This window comes from Nonomuraea endophytica, from assembly GCF_014203235.1.
GTDB classification, from domain to species: Bacteria; Actinomycetota; Actinomycetes; order Streptosporangiales; family Streptosporangiaceae; genus Nonomuraea; species Nonomuraea endophytica.
Window position 1 is genome coordinate 754191 of record NZ_JACHIN010000003.1, and the last position, 15805, is coordinate 769995.

The following is a 15805-nucleotide window of genomic DNA, read 5'->3' on the forward strand; positions in this document are numbered from 1 at the left end:
CGCCGTCTCGGCGCAGGAACCCGGGCTGGGGTGGGTGCGTGTTGCGCCGGTCTCCGCCGCACCACGTCCCGCCGACGCGGCGCCGGAGGGGGCCGGGGCCGGGCGGCCACGGGCTGTCTCGGGTCGCCCCGCTCCGGCTCGCGTCCCCGCTCCGGCTCGCGTCCCCGCTCCGGCTCACACCTCCGCTCCGGTCTGCGACGTCGCCTTGGCGCGCATCCCCGCTGCGGTGTCGGTGGGGGCTGGGACCTGGTGGTCTGGGGCTGGTTCGGGGGCCGGGGCTCGGTGGGCTGGGGTTCTGGGGGAGGGGGTTTTGTGAGTTGGGATGAGATTGTTCCGCTGCTCTGGGAAGGTGCCGGGCAGACGGCGGCCATGGTGGGGCTGGCCACGTTGTTCACCGTGGTGCTCGGGTTGCCGCTCGGTGTCGCCCTGGTCGTGTTCGATCGGGGTGGGCTGCGGCCGGTTCCGGCGGTCAAGGCGGTGCTGGGGGCGGTCGTCAACGTTGGGCGGTCTCTGCCGTTCATCGTGTTGATGATCGCGATCATCCCGTTCACCCGCCTGGTGGTCGGGACGACGATCGGGACCATCGCCGTGGTCGTGCCGCTGACCGTGGGCGCGGTGCCGTTCTTCGCACGGCTCGTGGAGACGGCGCTGCGGGAGGTCGGCGGGGATGTGGTCCAGGCGGCCCAGGCCATGGGCGCGAGCCGTACCGCGATCGTGCGGAAGGTTTTGCTGCCTGAGGCGCTGCCCGGGATCGTCGCGGGGATCACCGTCACCGTGGTCGCCCTGGTCGGGTATTCGGCCATGGCGGGGACCGTCGGCGGCGGGGGGCTGGGGGACCTGGCCGTTCGGTATGGGTATCTGAGGTTCGAGGGGCAGGTCATGGTCGCCACGGTCGTGGTGCTCATCGTGATCGTGCAGCTGATCCAGAGCCTCGGGGACCTCGTCGCGCGACGGATGTCGCACAAGTAGTTCTCTTTCACATCAAAAGGAAGATCAATATGAAGATTCGCGCTTTCGTGGGTGTCGCTGCCCTTTCGCTGTTGCTCGCCGCATGCGGTACGTCGCAGTCCGCCACCAGTTCGGCCAAGCCGGCCGCCGAGTCGGCTGACACGGTGCTCAAGGTGGGCGCCAGCCCGGTGCCGCACGGGGAGATCCTCACCTTCGTCAAGGACAACCTGGCCAAGCAGGCCGGGCTGAACCTCGAGGTGGTCGAGTTCACCGACTACGTGCAGCCGAACGTCCAGCTCAGCGAGGGCCAGCTGGGTGCCAACTTCTTCCAGCACAAGCCGTACCTGGACGACTTCAACAAGTCCAAGGGCACCAAGCTCAGCTTCGTCACCCCGGTGCACCTGGAGCCGCTGGGCCTGTACTCGAAGAAGATCACCAACGTCTCCGCGCTGGCGAACGAGGCGACCGTCGCGGTGCCGAACGACGCCACGAACCTCGGCCGCGCCCTCAAGCTGCTGGCCGACAACGGCCTGATCACGCTGAAGGACGGCGTCGGCACCGCCGCCACCGAGCGCGACGTCACCGGCAACCCGAAGAAGCTGACCTTCAAGCCGCTGGAGGCGCCGCTGCTGCCCCGTTCGCTGGAGGACGTCGACGCGGCGGTCATCAACGGCAACTACGCCATCGAGGCGGGCCTCAAGCCGGCTTCGGAGGCGCTGGTGCTGGAGAAGACCGAGGGCAACCCGTACGTCAACGGCCTGGTCGTGCAGGAGGGCCACGAGAAGGACGCGGGCGTGGTGACCCTGGGCAAGCTGCTCCAGGACCCGAAGGTCAAGGAGTTCATCAAGACCAAGTACGCGGGCGCGGTCATCCCGTCCGAGTGACCGGAAAAAAAATGGAGATCCCCCGCCGGAGCGATTTTCGGCGGGGGATCTTTATTATTTGTCAAAGATCGGGAAAAGAGCCTTATCAAGTAATTTGAAAGTATTCGGCAATCCCGGCGGCGTACGAATGACGAGTCAGCACTACCTCTCCCGAGGAGGACCTCGAAGTGCGATTCGTCTCACGAATCCTGATCGGCGCCGCGGCGGCCACCATGGTCGCCGTAGCCGCCCCGGCCGTCGCGAGCGCGGCGACCGCGACCGCTCCGGCCACCAGTTCGACCGCGTCGCCCTACTTTGACGCGGACTGGGGGCCCTACTTCTCCAGCGACCACAAGTCCAAGGCCGAGGGTCACGTCAGCGTCGACAAGAAGGCCTACAAGTTCTGGTACTGGAAGACCTTCCACGTCAAGAAGCAGGTCTGCTGGAAGGACAAGCACGGCAACAAGCACTGCAAGTGGGTCGTCGAGAAGGTCAAGAAGAAGGTGTGGAAGTGGAAGCACGACTACTTCTACACAGTCGACAGCACGCTCACCAACACCAAGTGGTGGGGCGGCAAGAAGTGCGCGTGGGAGACGTTCAAGGTCGTCGGCATGGACGGCTCGACCTCCTTCAAGAACTTCCGGAACTGCACCAAGAACCCGAAGCACTACTCGTTCTCCGGTAAAAACGCCGCGCACATCTACGTGGACGTGAGCCGGGGCGGCTTCTTCGGGCCGAAGAGCCACCACTCGGGCTGGCAGCCCGTGTACCACTTCTCCTGATCCCCGCGGTTGGGTGACGAAGCCGCGATCTCTCCCCGTCGAGATCGCGGCTTCGCCGTACCTGGAAGAAATTTTGGGGTGGGATATGCGCGAATGCGGCCATTTAACAATGGTGCGCATTCTGATGGCGATATTGATGGTGATGCCGGGGCAGGCGGGGGACGGGCGGGTCGTCTACCGGCGGGAGGCGGGGCTCTCGGCCGAGGCCTTCGTGCGGGCGGGCGGCTGGGAGGTGGCCCGCTGGACCGGGCCGATGCGGCGGATCGGGTTCGCCGCCACCGAGATCGTGCCGTCGTGGACCGCCACGACGCCGCCGGGCAGCTGGGTCAGGGTGGAGCTGCAGGTGCCCGGATCGGGGTGGTACGTGATGGGCCGCTGGTCCTATGACGGCGTGCGGACCACCGTTAAAGGGCAGGCCGACGCCCAGGGGCAGGTCGCCGCCGACGTGTTCGAGGCCAGGCGGGCGGTGAGCGCCTACCGGCTGCGCGTGTCGCTGTATCGGCGGCCGGGCTCCGCCGTACTGCCGGAGATCCGCACGCTCGGCGCGGTGGCCTCGCGCGCGGGCGGGACGCGGGCCCGCGGCGGGCGCGCGTGGGGGCGGGAGCTCGCGGTGCCGCGCAAGTCGCAGCTCGCGCACGCCGATCACGGCGGCGCGGCGTGGTGCAGCCCGACCGCCACCGCGATGGTGCTGGCCTACTGGAAGAAGGGGCCGCGGCCGGGGGAGATGTCCTGGGTGCCGCGTTCCGACCCGGACCCGGCGGTCGACCACGCGGCCAGGCACACCTTCGACAAGGCCTACGGCGGCACCGGCAACTGGGCCTTCAACACCGCCTATGCCGGAAATTTCGGGCTCGACGCGTCGGTGACCAGGATGCGCTCGCTGGCCGAGGTCGAGGACCTGGTGGCGGCGGGGGTGCCGGTCGTGACCTCGCTCGCCTTCACCCGTGAGGAGCTCGGGTACGCCTCCGCCGGCCACCTCATGGTCGTCACCGGCTTCACCGCAGACGGCGACGTCATCGCCAACGACCCGGCGGCGCGCGGCGTACGGGCGACATATCCCCGCAGAGCCTTCGAACGAGCCTGGCAACGTTCCAGTACGGGCACCGTCTACGTCATCAAGCCCTTCCGGGCGGACGCTTAACCGAATATCGTTCGGTTCATGTATCCGGGAGCCATCGCAGCAGTCACCCCCGACAAGCCCGCTGTGATCATGGCGGGCTCCGGGGAGGTCGTCACCTATCGCCGGCTGGACGAGGAGTCGAACCGGCTGGCCCACCTGTTCCGCTCGGCCGGGCTGCGGCCGGGCGACCACATCGCGTTCATGCTGCCCAACCATCCGCTCTTCCTGGCCGTGGCCTGGGCCGCGCACCGATCGGGCCTGTACTACACCGCGGTCAGCTCCCGCCTGCAGGCCGGCGAACTGGCCTACATCGTGGACAACTGCGAGGCCCAGGTCTTCATCACCAGCGCGGAACTGGCCGATGTGGCCCAGGCCGTGACCGGCGTACGGCTGCGCCTGATGCTGGACGGCGTGGCCGACGGCTTCGACTCCTACGAGCAGGCGGTGGCCGGGCAGCCGGTCACGCCGATCGAGGACGAGTCGCAGGGCGCCGACATGCTCTACTCCTCGGGCACCACCGGGCGGCCGAAAGGCGTCAAGCCGAAGCTGTCGCACGCGGCGCTGGACGAGCCGGGGGCGTTGTTCAACCTGGTGTCGTTCCTGTTCGCGCCGGAGCAGGACAGCGTCTACCTCTCGCCCGCGCCGCTCTACCACGCCGCGCCGCTGCGCTACTGCATGACCTTCCAGCGGCTGGGCGCGACGGTGGTGGTGATGGAGAAGTTCGACCCGGTCCGCTACCTGGAACTTGTCGAGAAATATCACGTCACGCACTCGCAGCTCGTGCCCACCATGTTCGTCAAAATGCTCAAACTTCCTGAAGAAGAGCGGACAAAGCGCGATATTTCCAGCCTCAAGTTCGCGATCCACGCGGCCGCCCCCTGCCCCGCCCCCGTCAAGGAGCAGATGATCGACTGGTGGGGCCCGATCGTCCACGAGTACTACGCGGGCACCGAGGGCAACGGCTTCCTCTACGCCGGCCCCCAGGACTGGCTCGCGCACAAGGGCACCGTCGGCCGCTCCCTGCTGGGCAAGGTGCACATCCTCGACGAGGAGGGCAACGACCTGCCGCCCGGCGAGCACGGCACGATCTACTTCTCCGACGGCCTCACCTTCGAGTACCACGGCGACCCCGGCAAGACCCGCGCCGCCCAGGACCCGGGGGGCCGAGGCTGGACCACCCTCGGCGACATCGGCTACCTGGACGAGGAGGGCTTCCTCTACCTCACCGACCGCCGCTCCTACATGATCATCTCCGGCGGGGTGAACATCTACCCTCAGGAGTCGGAGAACGTCCTGGTCATCCATCCTAAGGTGGCCGACGTGGCGGTCTTCGGCGTACCGGATGAGGAGATGGGCGAGCAGGTCAAGGCCGTGGTGCAACCGGCCGACATGAACGAGGCCGGACCCGCGCTGGAGGCCGAGCTCATCGCCTACTGCAGGGAACGGCTGGCGCACTTCAAATGCCCCAAATCCGTGGACTTCCGGGAGGAGTTGCCGCGCCATCCCACCGGCAAACTCTACAAACGGTTGCTCCGTGACGAGTACTGGCCGAAGCCAGCCTGAGAATCGCATGAGAATCCCACCGCCCCGGACTCATCCGACCAGGGCGGATAAGGCCCGCGTCAGCCCGTTCAGAAGCCTCTGATCACCGGCTTAAGCTGCCTTAACAGCGACATTGGCACCCTTGAGGCATCGGGACTTGAGGAGATGACGATGGACGCGAACGAGCCTCGCGAGCAGGGCTGGACCCAGTTCGGCGCCAAGCCGCCGGCCGCCGGGGGCTTCCCCAGCCAGGACACGGCGATCCTGACCCCGCCGCCCCCGCCGCCGCCCGCGGCCAAGAAGCCGGGCTTCACCGGGGGACAGAAGGCGATCGCCGGCCTCGCGCTGGCGGCCATGGCGATCGGCGGCGGCGTCGCGGGGGCGGCCATCACGAGCGCCTTCCAGACGCCGCAGATCGTCCAGTCGGCGCCGAGCCCGGCCTTCAAGCCGGCCTCCAACCAGATGACGATCAGTGAGGTGGCGACCAAGGTACAGCCGTCGGTCGTCATGATCCAGGGCCAGAACGCCGGCGGGTCCGGCGTCGTGCTCTCCGAGGACGGCCTCATCCTCACCAACAACCACGTCGTCGCCGCCAACGGGCAGGGGAGCCAGCTGTCGGTCAAGTTCAGCGACGGCAAGACCGCCAAGGCCACCGTCGTCGGCACCGACCCGTCCACGGACCTGGCCGTCATCAAGGCCGAGGGCGTCTCCGGGCTGACCAAGGCCGAACTCGGCGACAGCGACCAGCTGAAGGTCGGCGACGCCGTCCTGGCCATCGGCAGCCCGCTCGGCCTGGAGGGGACGGTCACCTCCGGCATCGTCAGCGCGCTCGACCGCACGCTCAACGTCGGCGGCGAGCAGGAGCAGCAGGTTCCGCCCGGCTGGGGCCGCGGCAATCAGGACTCCGCCCCGCCCACCAGCATCGGCGGCGCCATCCAGACCGACGCCTCGATCAACTCCGGCAACTCGGGCGGCGCGCTCGTCAACGCCGCCGGCCAGGTGGTGGGCATCAACACCGCGATCGCCACGAACGGCAGCAACGGCAGCATCGGCCTGGGCTTCGCCATCCCGGTGAACACCGCCAAGCAGGTGGCCGACCAGCTGGCCGCCACGGGCACCGTGAAGCACGCCTTCCTCGGCGTGAGCGTGACCGACGCCAGCGGCGACGTGCCGGGGGCACTGGTCCGCCAGATCACCGAGAACAGCCCTGCCGCCAAGGCCGGACTGAAGGAAGGCGACCTCATCACGCGAATCGGCGACAAGCCGGTCGATGGTGGGGATACGGTGGTCGGACAGGTCAGAGGTTTCAAACCAGGCCAACAGGTCAAGATCATATACATGAGGGACGGTAAGCAGAGCGAAGTGACCGTTACCCTCGAAGAGAAGAAATAGGACCCCCTCACGGACGGGTGCGCCGTCGAGATCGCTGCGGACTCGGCGGCGCACCCCCGTTCGTGGCCCGGGGCCGCGGCTAGGCGAAGCGGCGCCCCTCGTCACGGCGGTAGGCCCAGGCGGCCAGCGCGGCTATCACCGCGATCCAGGCGGCCAGCGTCACCAGGGCGGTCACGTTCGGAGCCACGCCCGTGACGGCCCACCACACGAGCTCACCGGCGCCCCTGCTGGGCAGGAACAGCGACAGCGTCTGGACGAACGACGGCATCATCTGCAGCGGCAGCAAGAGCCCGCCCAGGATGGCCAGCGGGAAGAACACCACCTGCGACACCGCGATCGCCCCCTTCGACGGCATGCTGTAGCCGATGAACAGGCCCAGCAGCAGGAACGGGGTCGTCGCGGCGACCAGCGCGCCCAGGCCGAGCACCAGCCGGACCGGAGTGACCTGCGCCGTGGTGAACGCGGCGGCGATGATCAGCACGGGGATCACCGAGATGAGCATGGCGACCAGCGTCGTCAGGATCCGCCCGGCGAACGCGGGCAGCGGCCCGGCGGGCAGCGTGCGCAGGTAGGGGTTCCAGGGCTGCTCGCGATCCTGGGACACCGAGACGGCCAGCGAGATCAGCGCGGCCGAGATGGCGCCGAAGAGCATCATGGAGCCGGTGGCCCGGGTGGCCGCGACCGGGTTGTCGCCGACGAACGGCACCACGAACGCCAGCATCGCGGCGGCGGGGAAGAAGGAACTGGCCACGAGGCCGATCGGCACCCGTAGTTGCTCGATCATCAGGTAGCGGGTGTGGGCCAGGATCAAGCTGGACATGGGCACTCCTCAGGCGGTGACGGGCTCGGGGGCGGTCAGGTGGAGGAAGGCCTCCTCCAGGGAGGTCGGCCGGATCTCCAGGCCGGTGAACGGCGTCCCGCTGCTGACCAGCGCCACCACCAGGTGGTCGGCGTCGGCGGTCATCAGGTGGGTGCGCTCGCCGTCGCGCTCGCTGGACAGCACGCCGGGCAGTTCCGGCAGGGCGGCCGCGGTCAGTGAGACACGCTGCACGCCGACCATGTCCCGCACCGCGCGCACGGTGTCGTCGGCCAGCACGCGGCCCTGGGCGACGACGATGACCCGCTGGGCCAGGGCCTCGATCTCCTCCAGGTAGTGGCTGGTCAGCAGCACGGTGCCGCCGTCCTCGTGGAAGGCGCGGATGCCGTCCCAGAGGGTGCGCCTGGCCTCGACGTCGAGGCCGGTGGTGGGCTCGTCGAGGAAGACCAGCCGAGGCTCGCCGGCGAAGGCGAGCGCCACGGCCAGGCGGCGCTTCTGGCCGCCGGACAGCCCGCCGATCTGGCGCCGGTCCAGGTCGGCCAGGCCGAAGCGCTCCAGGAGCTCGCCCTTGGGACGGGCCTTCGGGTAGTGGCTGGTGACGAAGCCGACGACCTCGCCCACGCGCAGCGCCTCCGGCAGGCCGGTCTCCTGCGGGGTGACGCCGATGCCGCGCCGTACCAGAGGGTCGGAGGGGGAGCCGCCGAGCAGCTCGACCGTGCCTGAGGTGGGACGGCGCAGGCCGACGAACAGGTTGATGAGGGTGGACTTGCCGGCGCCGTTGGGGCCGAGCAGGCCGACGAGCTCACCGGCGCGGATCTCCAGCGAGACGCGGTCGAGGGCGAGCACGCCGCCGTAGCGCCGGGTGACGTCGATGGTTCGCGCGAGAACGCTCATGGGGTGCCTCCAGCGGTGTCGAGCAGGGCGCGGATCGCTTTGGTGTACTCGTCGAAGGCCGCCCTGCCGCGCTTGGTCAGCGCGACGTAGGTGACGGGGGTGCGGCCCTTGTGCGTCTTGGTGATCTCCACGTAGCCGGCCTCTTCGAGTTTGGACAGGTGGACGGACAGGTTGCCGGCGGTCATGCCGAGCAGGTCCTTCAGGCCGGGGAAGGCGAGCCGGTCGCCCTGGGGCAGCGTGTTGAGCGTCGCCACCACCTTGAGCCTGGCCTGGGCGTGGATGACGGGGTCGAGCTCGGTGTTCACCGGTGCCTCCGCAGCCACAGGCCGGTGGTGACGGCGCCGCCACCTCCGAGTACCGCCAGCAGCAGGTAGATCCAGCCGCCGCCCAGCACGGTGCCGACCACGTCGACGACCACGACCCAGACGCCGAGCAGGAACTGCGGCCACAGCCGGTAGACCGCGCCGCCGGCCATGTAGAGCAGCCCGGCGACCAGCATGAACAGAGAGGTGTAGAACGGCCCGATGGTGTCTTGCGGGAGAAGCGGGACGAAGCGCGTGGCGAGGATGCCCATGGCGTTGAAGCCGATGAACCAGGCCAGCCCGTACATCGCGCCGCGGGCCTCGGACTCGCCCTTGATGTGGCCGCCGGCGCGGAGCAGGGCGATGATCATGAAGACGAAGGCGATGATCTGGGTGGCCCAGAGGACCGCGAGCCCGACCTGCCAGGTGATGGGCAGAAGCCCGTTCCCGTCCCCGGCCAGGCCCTGGCCGAGGAAGAGTGTGCCGAAGCCGACGAACCAGGCCACGCCCCACGGCACGTACATGAGCAGCGGGTCCGGGATGAACCTGCGCATGGCCGCCGTCTGCTGCTCCTCGATGAGACGGAGCATCTCCGCGGGGGTCGGGGGTGCCTCATCGTCTGTCATCGCCAAACTCCTCGCTCACTCAAACTGGTTTGAACTATAAACCAGAGGAGTTTGCGATGCAAACCTGAGAGCTCAGCGGCGGGTGAGCGCCTCCGACTGCCAGAGGTCGCGGTAGTAGCCGGGCACGGCGAGCAGGTCGTCGTGGGTGCCGCGCTGGATCGCCCGGCCGTGCTCCATGACGATGATCTCGTCCACCTGCTCCAGGCCCTTGAGACGGTGGGTGACCAGCAGCGTCGTGCGGTCGTGGGTGACGTCCAGCAGGTCGGCCATCAGGGCGTCGGCCGTCTCCTCGTCCAGCGCCTCCGCGGGCTCGTCGAGGAGCAGCACCTGCGGGTCGTACAGGAGCGCGCGGGCCAGCGACAGGCGCTGCAGCTGGCCGCCGGAGACGGTCCTGCCGTCCTCGCCGAGCTCGGCGTCCCAGCCGGTCCTGCTCACCCACTGGTCGAGACGGGCATCGCGTACGGCACGCGCCAGATCGTCGTCCGTCGCCTCGGGACCGGCCAGCCGGAGGTTGTCGCGCAACGTCGTCCGGAAGATGTACGGATCCTGGGTGAGGCCGGTCATCAGCGTCCTCACCTGGCCGGAGTCGAGCTCCGCCGTGTTCACGCCGTTGACGCGGACGCTGCCGCACTCCGGCTCCAGCAGGCGCATGAGGGCCGCCAGGACCGTGCTCTTGCCCGCGCCGCTCGGGCCCACCAGGGCCACCCGCTTGCCGGGTTCCAGCGTGAACGAGATGCCGTCGACGGCCGGAGGCGCGCCGGGCGCGTGCCGTACGACGAGGTCGTCGACCTGGACCGTCACCGGCCCCTCGGGCGGCGCGGCCGGAGCCTGCGGCTCGGTGACGGCGGGGGAGGCCGAGCGCACCTCGCGCAGGCGGCGCAGCGCGGCCGTGATGCCCGCCATCCGCTCGCCCGCCGCGGCCAGCGGCAGCACCGGCTCGAACGACACCAGTGCGGTCAGCGCCAGCACCGCCGTCGCCACCGTGTCCGCGCCCGCAGCACGGGCGGCCAGCACGATCCCGGCCACCGTCAGGCCCTGCACCAGCGTGCCCACGCCGAGCGAGGCCGCGTGCACGCGGGACTGGCGGCGTTCCAGCGCGGCCAGTTCGGCGTCGGCCTCCATGGCCTTGGCCAGCGCACGCTCACCGGCCCCGTACGCGGCCAGGTCGGCCGAGCCGTGCACCAGGTCGGCGACCCGCTCGGCCAGCGCGGCCCTGGCCGGAGCCAGGCGGGCCGACCAGCGGCGGGCGGCCGCGGCGGTGCCCACGGGCAGCAGCACGCCCGCCACCACCAGGCCCGCCAGCAGCACCAGCGCGGCGAACGGTGCCAGCGTCAGCGCGATCACGACCGCCGCCGCGCCGGTGATCAGGGCGGCCGTGGCGGGCAGCAGGACGCGCACCAGCAGGTCCTGGACCGCCTCGGTGTCGTCGACCATGCGGCTGAGCAGGTCGGCGCCGCCGTGCCTGGGCTGCTGCGGCGGGATGAGCGCGCCGTAGAGCCGTTCGCGGGTCTCGGCCTGGGCGCGCAGGGCGACGTCGTGGCCGGTCAGGCGTTCGGCGTAGCGGAAGACGCCGCGGCTGGTGGCGAAGGCGCGGGTGGCCACGATCGCCACGCTCAGCGCGGCCAGCTCCGGCTGCTCGGCGGCCCGCGTGATCAGCCACGCGGCGGCGGCGATCAGCCCGAGCCCGGCCAGATCGGCGGCGGCCCCGGCCAGCACGGCCCAGACGATCCGCAGGCCCATGCGCCGCTTCACCGGATCTCCCTCAGGTCGTCGCCGGAGCCCGCCGCGGTGGTGGCGTCCCGGCGGGTGTCGGACAGGACCCGGCCGGCGTGGATGCGGATCACCCGGTCGGCCAGGTCGATCATGGCGGGCCGGTGGGCGACGATGACCGCCGTGCGCCCCTCGGCCAGGGTGGCGGTCGCCTCCACGACGGCGGCCTCGCTGCGGCCGTCGAGACGGGCCGTGGGCTCGTCCAGGAGCAGGACTGTCGCGTCGGGGCGGCAGAACGCCCTGGCCAGGGCGATGCGCTGGCGCTGGCCTGCCGAGAAGTTGGCGCCCCGCTCGCCGACCACGGTGTCGTAGCCGTCGGGCAGGGCCTCGACGAAGGCGTCGGCGTGGGCGGCCTTGGCGGCCTGCCGTACCTCGGGAAGGGTGGCGTCAGGGGCGCCGAGGCGGATGTTGTCGGCGACGGAGGTCGCGAACAGGTGCGGGCGCTGCGGCACGAACGCCAGCTCGTCGGGGGTGTCCGGCGGGCGCCCGCCGACCAGCACGCGCCCGGAGGCGGGGGAGACGAAGCCGAGCAGCAGATGCAGCAGCGTGCTCTTGCCGCCGCCGCTCTCGCCGACCAGCGCGACCCGCTCGCCGGGCGCGATCACCAGCGAGACGTCCTCCAGCGCCGCGTCCTCGCGGCCGGGGTAGCGGACGGTGACGTTCTCCAGCCGGATCTCCGGCGGCCCCTCGCCGCGCTCCCGCTGCGCCGCCGCGGGCGCGGCCTTGACCTCTTCATCCACTGCGGCGTCATCCACTGCGGCGTCATCCAGTACGGCGAAGGCCGCGTCGGCGGCCGCCACGCCCTCCATCGAGGCGTGGAAGCGGGTGCCCATCATCCGCAGCGGCAGGTAGGCCTCGGGCGCCAGCAGCAGGACGAGCAGCGCGGTGGTGAGGTCGAGGTTGCCGCCCAGCAGCCGGAGCCCGATCGGCACCGCCACGAGCGCCAGCGACAACGACGCGCACAGCTCCAGCACCAGCGACGACAGGAACGCCACCCGCAGCGTGCGCATCGTGGCGCCCCGGTGCGCGTCGGCGACCTGCTGGATGACGGTGGCCTGGTGGCGGGCCCGGCCGAAGGCGCGCAGCGTGGGCAGCCCGCGCACGACGTCGAGGAAGTGCCCGCCGAGCCTGGCCAGCGCGTGGAACTGCCGCTCGGTGGTCGCCTTGGTGTGCATGCCGACCAGCGCGCCGAAGATGGGGATGAGCGGCAGCGTGACCAGCACGATGACCGCGCTGGCCAGGTCCCCGGCGAACAACCGGATGAGTACCGCCAGCGGCACCACAGCGGCGACCGCCATGGCCGGAAGGTAACCGGCCAGGTACGGGTCGAGCCGGTCGAGCCCGCGTCCGGCCAGCGTGACGAGCTCACCGGAGCGGTGGCCGGCCAGGCGCGCGGGTCCCATCTCCTGCAGGCGGCCGAGCAGCCGCTCGCGCAGCGCCGACTTCACCCCGGTCGCGGTACGGCCCGCGAACACGCCCTGGCTCCACCCGAGCAGCGCCCGCAACCCGACGACCAGCGCCAGCACGCCCAGCGCCGCCAGCGTGAACCTGCCGGACAGCACCCCGGCCAGAAGCTCGGCCTGGACGAGCACGAGCAGCCCCGCCAGCGTGGCGGCGGCCAGGGTGACGGCCAGATGCCTGCGCACCGACTGCTCGGCCCGCATGAGCCGCAGGAGATCTTTGTGCACGAGTCCTCAGAAGAACGACGGAGTACGGATGGCGCCCCGGAAGGTCCGCCAGACCCATACTTGCGCGCCGACCATGATGGGCGCGAACGGCAACACCATGAAACTGAGCACACTCAGGCTGGAATCGGCCGCCGAGGAGGCCATGAGGAAGCTTGCCGAGCCGATGAGCAGAGCGATCACGGGCGCCGCCGAGGCCAGGCCGGTGAGCAGGAGCCGCGCCGCCTTCCCGCCCTCGCGCCAGTTCAGGAACGCCTGCCCGTGCACCGCGAACAACACGGCCAGCAGCGCCCCGAGTCCCAGCCCGAACGGGTGCAGCAGCGAGGCGGTGAACCCGGTGGCCGCCGCGTACAGCGCCACACCCCAGCCGACCGACAGGCCGAGCGAGCCCAGCGTGATCATGAGATCCCAGAACGAGCGCCACCCGGACCCGTCCATGCGGCGGCGGAACCACAGCCCCGCGTCGCGCAGCACCCACGACAGCAGCATCGCCACGACGACGGGATAGAGCCCGAACAGGACGGGCCCCTCCAGCATCGGGTAGACCCCGAACAGCGCCCCGGCCACCGCGACCAGCCACACCTCGTTGGCCAGCACGTACGGCGCCACGGCGGCCACCATCCGGTCCCTGCGCTCCTGGGGGCGGCCCAGCATCAGCAGGCCGACGCCCAGGTCGAAGCCCTCCAGGGCGAAGTAGCCGGCCAGCAGCACGGCGAAGACGACGAACCAGATCAGTTCCATGTCAAGGCTCCTAGAGGCTCATCGCCGGCTGGCGTTCCTCGGCGGGGGCGCCGAGGGCGAGGTCGGCGGGGCCGCGCCGTACCACGCGGACGATGAGGACGTAGTCGACGACGGCCAGCAGCCCGAGCACGGCGACGAACCCGATCAGCGAGGCCGTGACCATCCCGGGCGTGAGCCCGGGGGACATGGCGTCGGCGACCGTGAGCTTCTCCCAGATCATCCACGGCTGGCGGCCGATCTCCCTGGCCATCCAGCCGAGGATGGACGCGACGAACGGCAGCGGCGTCATGATGATGAGGATCACGTGGGTCCAGCGCCACTTGGGCAGCCAGTAGATCAGCGGCAGCATCACCAGCACCACCATGAACCAGAGCAGATGCCCCAGCTCCATCATGAAGCCGAGCCCGACCGCGGCGGCCGTGTTGTTCTCGAACTTGTCGGTGTCGATGACCCCGAACTGCGCGTATCCGGCGCCGACCGCGAGCGTGCTGCCGATCGCGGCGGTCACCACACCCATGCGCAGCGACTTGGTGAAGAACTCCCACTCGAGGGTGCGACGCCTGAGCTGGTACGCGCTGGCGCCCGCGAAGACCATGCCGCCGGTGAACAACGCCGCCCCGATGATGTGCGGGAAGGCGAGGATCAGCGCGGGATTGCTCACCAGCGCCCCGAAGTCGACCAGCTCCAGGTGGTCGCCCTTGAGGACGGAGCCGACCGGGTTCTGCAAAAAAGAGTTGGCGATCATGATGTAGAACGCGCTGGCGTAGGCGGTGAGCGTGACGATCCAGATGCAGGCCAGGTGGAGTTTCTTGGGCAGCTTGTGCCACCCGAAGATCCACAGCCCGAGGAACGTCGACTCCAGGAAGAACGCCACCAGCGTCTCCATGGCCAGCGGGGCCCCGAAGACGTCGCCCGCGTAGTGTGACAGCCCGCTCCACGAGAGCCCGAACTGGAACTCCATCACCAGTCCGGTCACGATGCCCAGGGCGTAGTTGATCACATAGATCTGGCCCCAGAAGCGGGTCATTCCCTCATAAAGCCGCTTGCCCGACAGCACCCAGCGCGTGTTGAGGATGGCCGCCAGCGGGGCCAGTCCCAGCGTGAGCACCACGAACAGGAAGTGCAGGCTGCTCGTCAGCGCGAACTGCGTGCGCGCCAGATCCAGTGCCTCCATGGACTCCATCCCCGTCGTTGTTGTGTCTGCCTACATATAGAGAGCCTACATGTAGACTGTCTATATGACGAACGGGAACCTAGGATTGTCGCCATGAACCCGGACGCGCTCCGCGGCCATCTGGACGCCCTGCTGCTCTCCGTGCTGGAGCACGAGCCACTCCACGGCTACGCGATCATCGAGGCCCTGCAGGAACGCAGCGGCGGCGCGCTCAGCGTCCCCACGGGCACGGTCTATCCGGCGCTGCGCAAACTCGAGCGCGTGGGTTATCTGGCCAGCGAATGGGCGACGGTGGGCGGCCGCAAACGCCGCACCTACCGGCTCACCGACTCCGGCAGGCGGCAGCTCGACGGCGAGCGATCCGCCTGGCGGGAGTTCACCGCCACGATCAGCGGTGTGCTACGGCCGTCCTCGTGATGCGCAGGCAGCGCACCGCGCAGTAGAACTGCACGCCCGCCAGCACGTAGCTCATCAGCGTCACCATGACGCCCGGGGGATAGGCCGTGAAGTCGACCGGCCCCTTCGTCCCGACCGTCAGGATCATGCCCAGCACCGACGTGGTCACCAGCATGGCCAGCACCAGCCCGCCGAGCCAGCGGGTCACCATGCGCGCCTTGGGCAGCAGCCGCGCGCCGCGCCCGAGCGCCAGCAGCGACAGCCCGCCGCACACGCCCACCGCCACCTGCACCAGGTCCAGGGCCAGCGAGATCACGCCGAACCAGCCCGGCTTGTGCGCCCAGACCGACGGATCCAGCGGAAACACCTGCCAGAGCATCGACCAGGCCAGCGCCGTCAGCGGCACGCTCACGAACAGCAGCCCGCCCAGCCTGCGCCCCGCGCACGCCGTCAGCTCGCTCTGGTAGTCGGGCGCGATCTCCTCGACACTCCCGAACTCCTGTACGGCCAGCCGCTCGGCCTCCTCGCGCACCAGCCCGTCCGCCTCGTAGGCGTCGGCCGTGTCGATCAGGCTGTCGCGGGCCTCGACGACCATGTCGCGCCTGGGCCCCGTCGGCCCGTACAGAGCGCGGCCCAGATCGGCCACGTAGTCGTCGATGAGCATGTCCCGATTCTACGGACGGCGACCTCGGTGCCCCATCAGGGTTTCCCCCGATATTGATAGGTAGGATATTTCCTACGTATAGTGGTCGA

At 69.9% G+C, this 15805-nt stretch carries 16 protein-coding genes; 7 read left to right on the forward strand and 9 right to left on the reverse strand.

Features of this window, described 5'->3' with window-relative positions; translation table 11 throughout:
• Positions 1-369 precede the first annotated feature (369 nt).
• The 6 genes from HNR40_RS15345 to HNR40_RS15370 all read left to right on the forward strand — a co-directional run bounded on the left by HNR40_RS15345 (position 370) and on the right by HNR40_RS15370 (position 6647).
• Positions 370-969, forward strand: a complete 600-nt coding sequence (locus HNR40_RS15345) for a methionine ABC transporter permease (RefSeq protein ID WP_184961747.1) — start codon at positions 370-372, stop codon at positions 967-969.
• A gap of 29 nt (positions 970-998) precedes the next feature.
• A complete protein-coding gene (locus HNR40_RS15350; RefSeq protein ID WP_184961567.1) occupies positions 999-1832 on the forward strand; it encodes a MetQ/NlpA family ABC transporter substrate-binding protein in 834 nt (277 codons plus the stop codon).
• A gap of 167 nt (positions 1833-1999) precedes the next feature.
• A complete protein-coding gene (locus HNR40_RS15355) occupies positions 2000-2593 on the forward strand; it encodes a hypothetical protein (RefSeq protein ID WP_184961568.1) in 594 nt (197 codons plus the stop codon).
• 109 nt (positions 2594-2702) lie between these two features.
• Positions 2703-3734, forward strand: coding sequence for a C39 family peptidase (locus tag HNR40_RS15360; RefSeq protein ID WP_184961570.1), 1032 nt, complete (start codon positions 2703-2705; stop codon positions 3732-3734).
• 18 nt (positions 3735-3752) lie between these two features.
• The gene (locus tag HNR40_RS15365; RefSeq protein ID WP_184961572.1) at positions 3753-5276 is read left to right on the forward strand and encodes an acyl-CoA synthetase; all 1524 of its coding nucleotides are present in this window, start codon (positions 3753-3755) and stop codon (positions 5274-5276) included.
• Between the two features lie 150 nt (positions 5277-5426).
• Positions 5427-6647, forward strand: a complete 1221-nt coding sequence (locus HNR40_RS15370) for a S1C family serine protease (RefSeq protein ID WP_184961575.1) — start codon at positions 5427-5429, stop codon at positions 6645-6647.
• A gap of 79 nt (positions 6648-6726) precedes the next feature.
• Here HNR40_RS15370 and HNR40_RS15375 read toward each other — a convergent pair whose 3' ends face one another.
• From HNR40_RS15375 to HNR40_RS15410, 8 genes are all read right to left on the reverse strand, one after another.
• Positions 6727-7467: an ABC transporter permease gene (locus HNR40_RS15375; RefSeq protein WP_184961577.1), complete on the reverse strand. Its 741-nt coding sequence runs from the start codon at positions 7465-7467 to the stop codon at positions 6727-6729.
• A gap of 9 nt (positions 7468-7476) precedes the next feature.
• Positions 7477-8358 carry an ABC transporter ATP-binding protein gene (locus tag HNR40_RS15380; protein WP_184961579.1) on the reverse strand — a complete coding sequence of 294 codons (882 nt, stop codon included), beginning with the start codon at positions 8356-8358 and terminating at the stop codon, positions 7477-7479.
• On the reverse strand, positions 8355-8663 hold the full coding sequence (locus HNR40_RS56270) for a winged helix-turn-helix domain-containing protein (RefSeq protein WP_184961581.1): 309 nt from the start codon (positions 8661-8663) through the stop codon (positions 8355-8357). The genes HNR40_RS15380 and HNR40_RS56270 overlap by 4 nt, the downstream gene beginning before the upstream one ends.
• Positions 8660-9286, reverse strand: a complete 627-nt coding sequence (locus tag HNR40_RS15390; protein WP_184961583.1) for a hypothetical protein — start codon at positions 9284-9286, stop codon at positions 8660-8662. Before HNR40_RS15390 ends, HNR40_RS56270 begins: the two co-directional genes overlap by 4 nt.
• 72 nt (positions 9287-9358) lie before the next feature.
• The gene (gene cydC / locus HNR40_RS15395; RefSeq protein ID WP_312896359.1) at positions 9359-11038 is read right to left on the reverse strand and encodes a thiol reductant ABC exporter subunit CydC; all 1680 of its coding nucleotides are present in this window, start codon (positions 11036-11038) and stop codon (positions 9359-9361) included.
• Positions 11035-12744 carry a thiol reductant ABC exporter subunit CydD gene (gene cydD, locus HNR40_RS15400; protein ID WP_184961585.1) on the reverse strand — a complete coding sequence of 570 codons (1710 nt, stop codon included), beginning with the start codon at positions 12742-12744 and terminating at the stop codon, positions 11035-11037. Before cydD ends, cydC begins: the two co-directional genes overlap by 4 nt.
• A 6-nt stretch (positions 12745-12750) precedes the next feature.
• Positions 12751-13482 carry a cytochrome d ubiquinol oxidase subunit II gene (locus tag HNR40_RS15405; RefSeq protein ID WP_184961587.1) on the reverse strand — a complete coding sequence of 244 codons (732 nt, stop codon included), beginning with the start codon at positions 13480-13482 and terminating at the stop codon, positions 12751-12753.
• Positions 13483-13492: 10 nt separating this feature from the next.
• Positions 13493-14656 carry a cytochrome ubiquinol oxidase subunit I gene (locus HNR40_RS15410; RefSeq protein ID WP_184961588.1) on the reverse strand — a complete coding sequence of 388 codons (1164 nt, stop codon included), beginning with the start codon at positions 14654-14656 and terminating at the stop codon, positions 13493-13495.
• A gap of 93 nt (positions 14657-14749) precedes the next feature.
• Between HNR40_RS15410 and HNR40_RS15415 the strand changes: the two genes are divergently transcribed.
• Positions 14750-15073, forward strand: coding sequence for a PadR family transcriptional regulator (locus HNR40_RS15415; protein WP_184961590.1), 324 nt, complete (start codon positions 14750-14752; stop codon positions 15071-15073).
• On the opposite strand, the gene HNR40_RS15420 is transcribed toward HNR40_RS15415, so the two are convergent.
• On the reverse strand, positions 15045-15716 hold the full coding sequence (locus HNR40_RS15420; RefSeq protein ID WP_184961592.1) for a permease prefix domain 1-containing protein: 672 nt from the start codon (positions 15714-15716) through the stop codon (positions 15045-15047). The two genes, HNR40_RS15415 and HNR40_RS15420, sit on opposite strands and share 29 nt — an antisense overlap.
• Positions 15717-15805 lie beyond the last annotated feature (89 nt).

What these genes read in the sequence shown, in the direction of transcription:
- HNR40_RS15390 (WP_184961583.1), bottom strand. Translation starts at nt 9,286, where the DNA reads ATGACAGACGATGAGGCACCCCCGACCCCCGCGGAGATGCTCCGTCTC.
- HNR40_RS15360 (WP_184961570.1), top strand. Translation starts at nt 2,703, where the DNA reads ATGGTGCGCATTCTGATGGCGATATTGATGGTGATGCCGGGGCAGGCG.
- HNR40_RS15405 (WP_184961587.1), bottom strand. Translation starts at nt 13,482, where the DNA reads ATGGAACTGATCTGGTTCGTCGTCTTCGCCGTGCTGCTGGCCGGCTAC.
- HNR40_RS15410 (WP_184961588.1), bottom strand. Translation starts at nt 14,656, where the DNA reads ATGGAGGCACTGGATCTGGCGCGCACGCAGTTCGCGCTGACGAGCAGC.
- HNR40_RS15375 (WP_184961577.1), bottom strand. Translation starts at nt 7,467, where the DNA reads ATGTCCAGCTTGATCCTGGCCCACACCCGCTACCTGATGATCGAGCAA.
- HNR40_RS15350 (WP_184961567.1), top strand. Translation starts at nt 999, where the DNA reads ATGAAGATTCGCGCTTTCGTGGGTGTCGCTGCCCTTTCGCTGTTGCTC.
- HNR40_RS15365 (WP_184961572.1), top strand. Translation starts at nt 3,753, where the DNA reads ATGTATCCGGGAGCCATCGCAGCAGTCACCCCCGACAAGCCCGCTGTG.
- HNR40_RS15415 (WP_184961590.1), top strand. Translation starts at nt 14,750, where the DNA reads ATGAACCCGGACGCGCTCCGCGGCCATCTGGACGCCCTGCTGCTCTCC.
- HNR40_RS15420 (WP_184961592.1), bottom strand. Translation starts at nt 15,716, where the DNA reads ATGCTCATCGACGACTACGTGGCCGATCTGGGCCGCGCTCTGTACGGG.
- HNR40_RS15345 (WP_184961747.1), top strand. Translation starts at nt 370, where the DNA reads ATGGTGGGGCTGGCCACGTTGTTCACCGTGGTGCTCGGGTTGCCGCTC.
- HNR40_RS15370 (WP_184961575.1), top strand. Translation starts at nt 5,427, where the DNA reads ATGGACGCGAACGAGCCTCGCGAGCAGGGCTGGACCCAGTTCGGCGCC.
- HNR40_RS15380 (WP_184961579.1), bottom strand. Translation starts at nt 8,358, where the DNA reads ATGAGCGTTCTCGCGCGAACCATCGACGTCACCCGGCGCTACGGCGGC.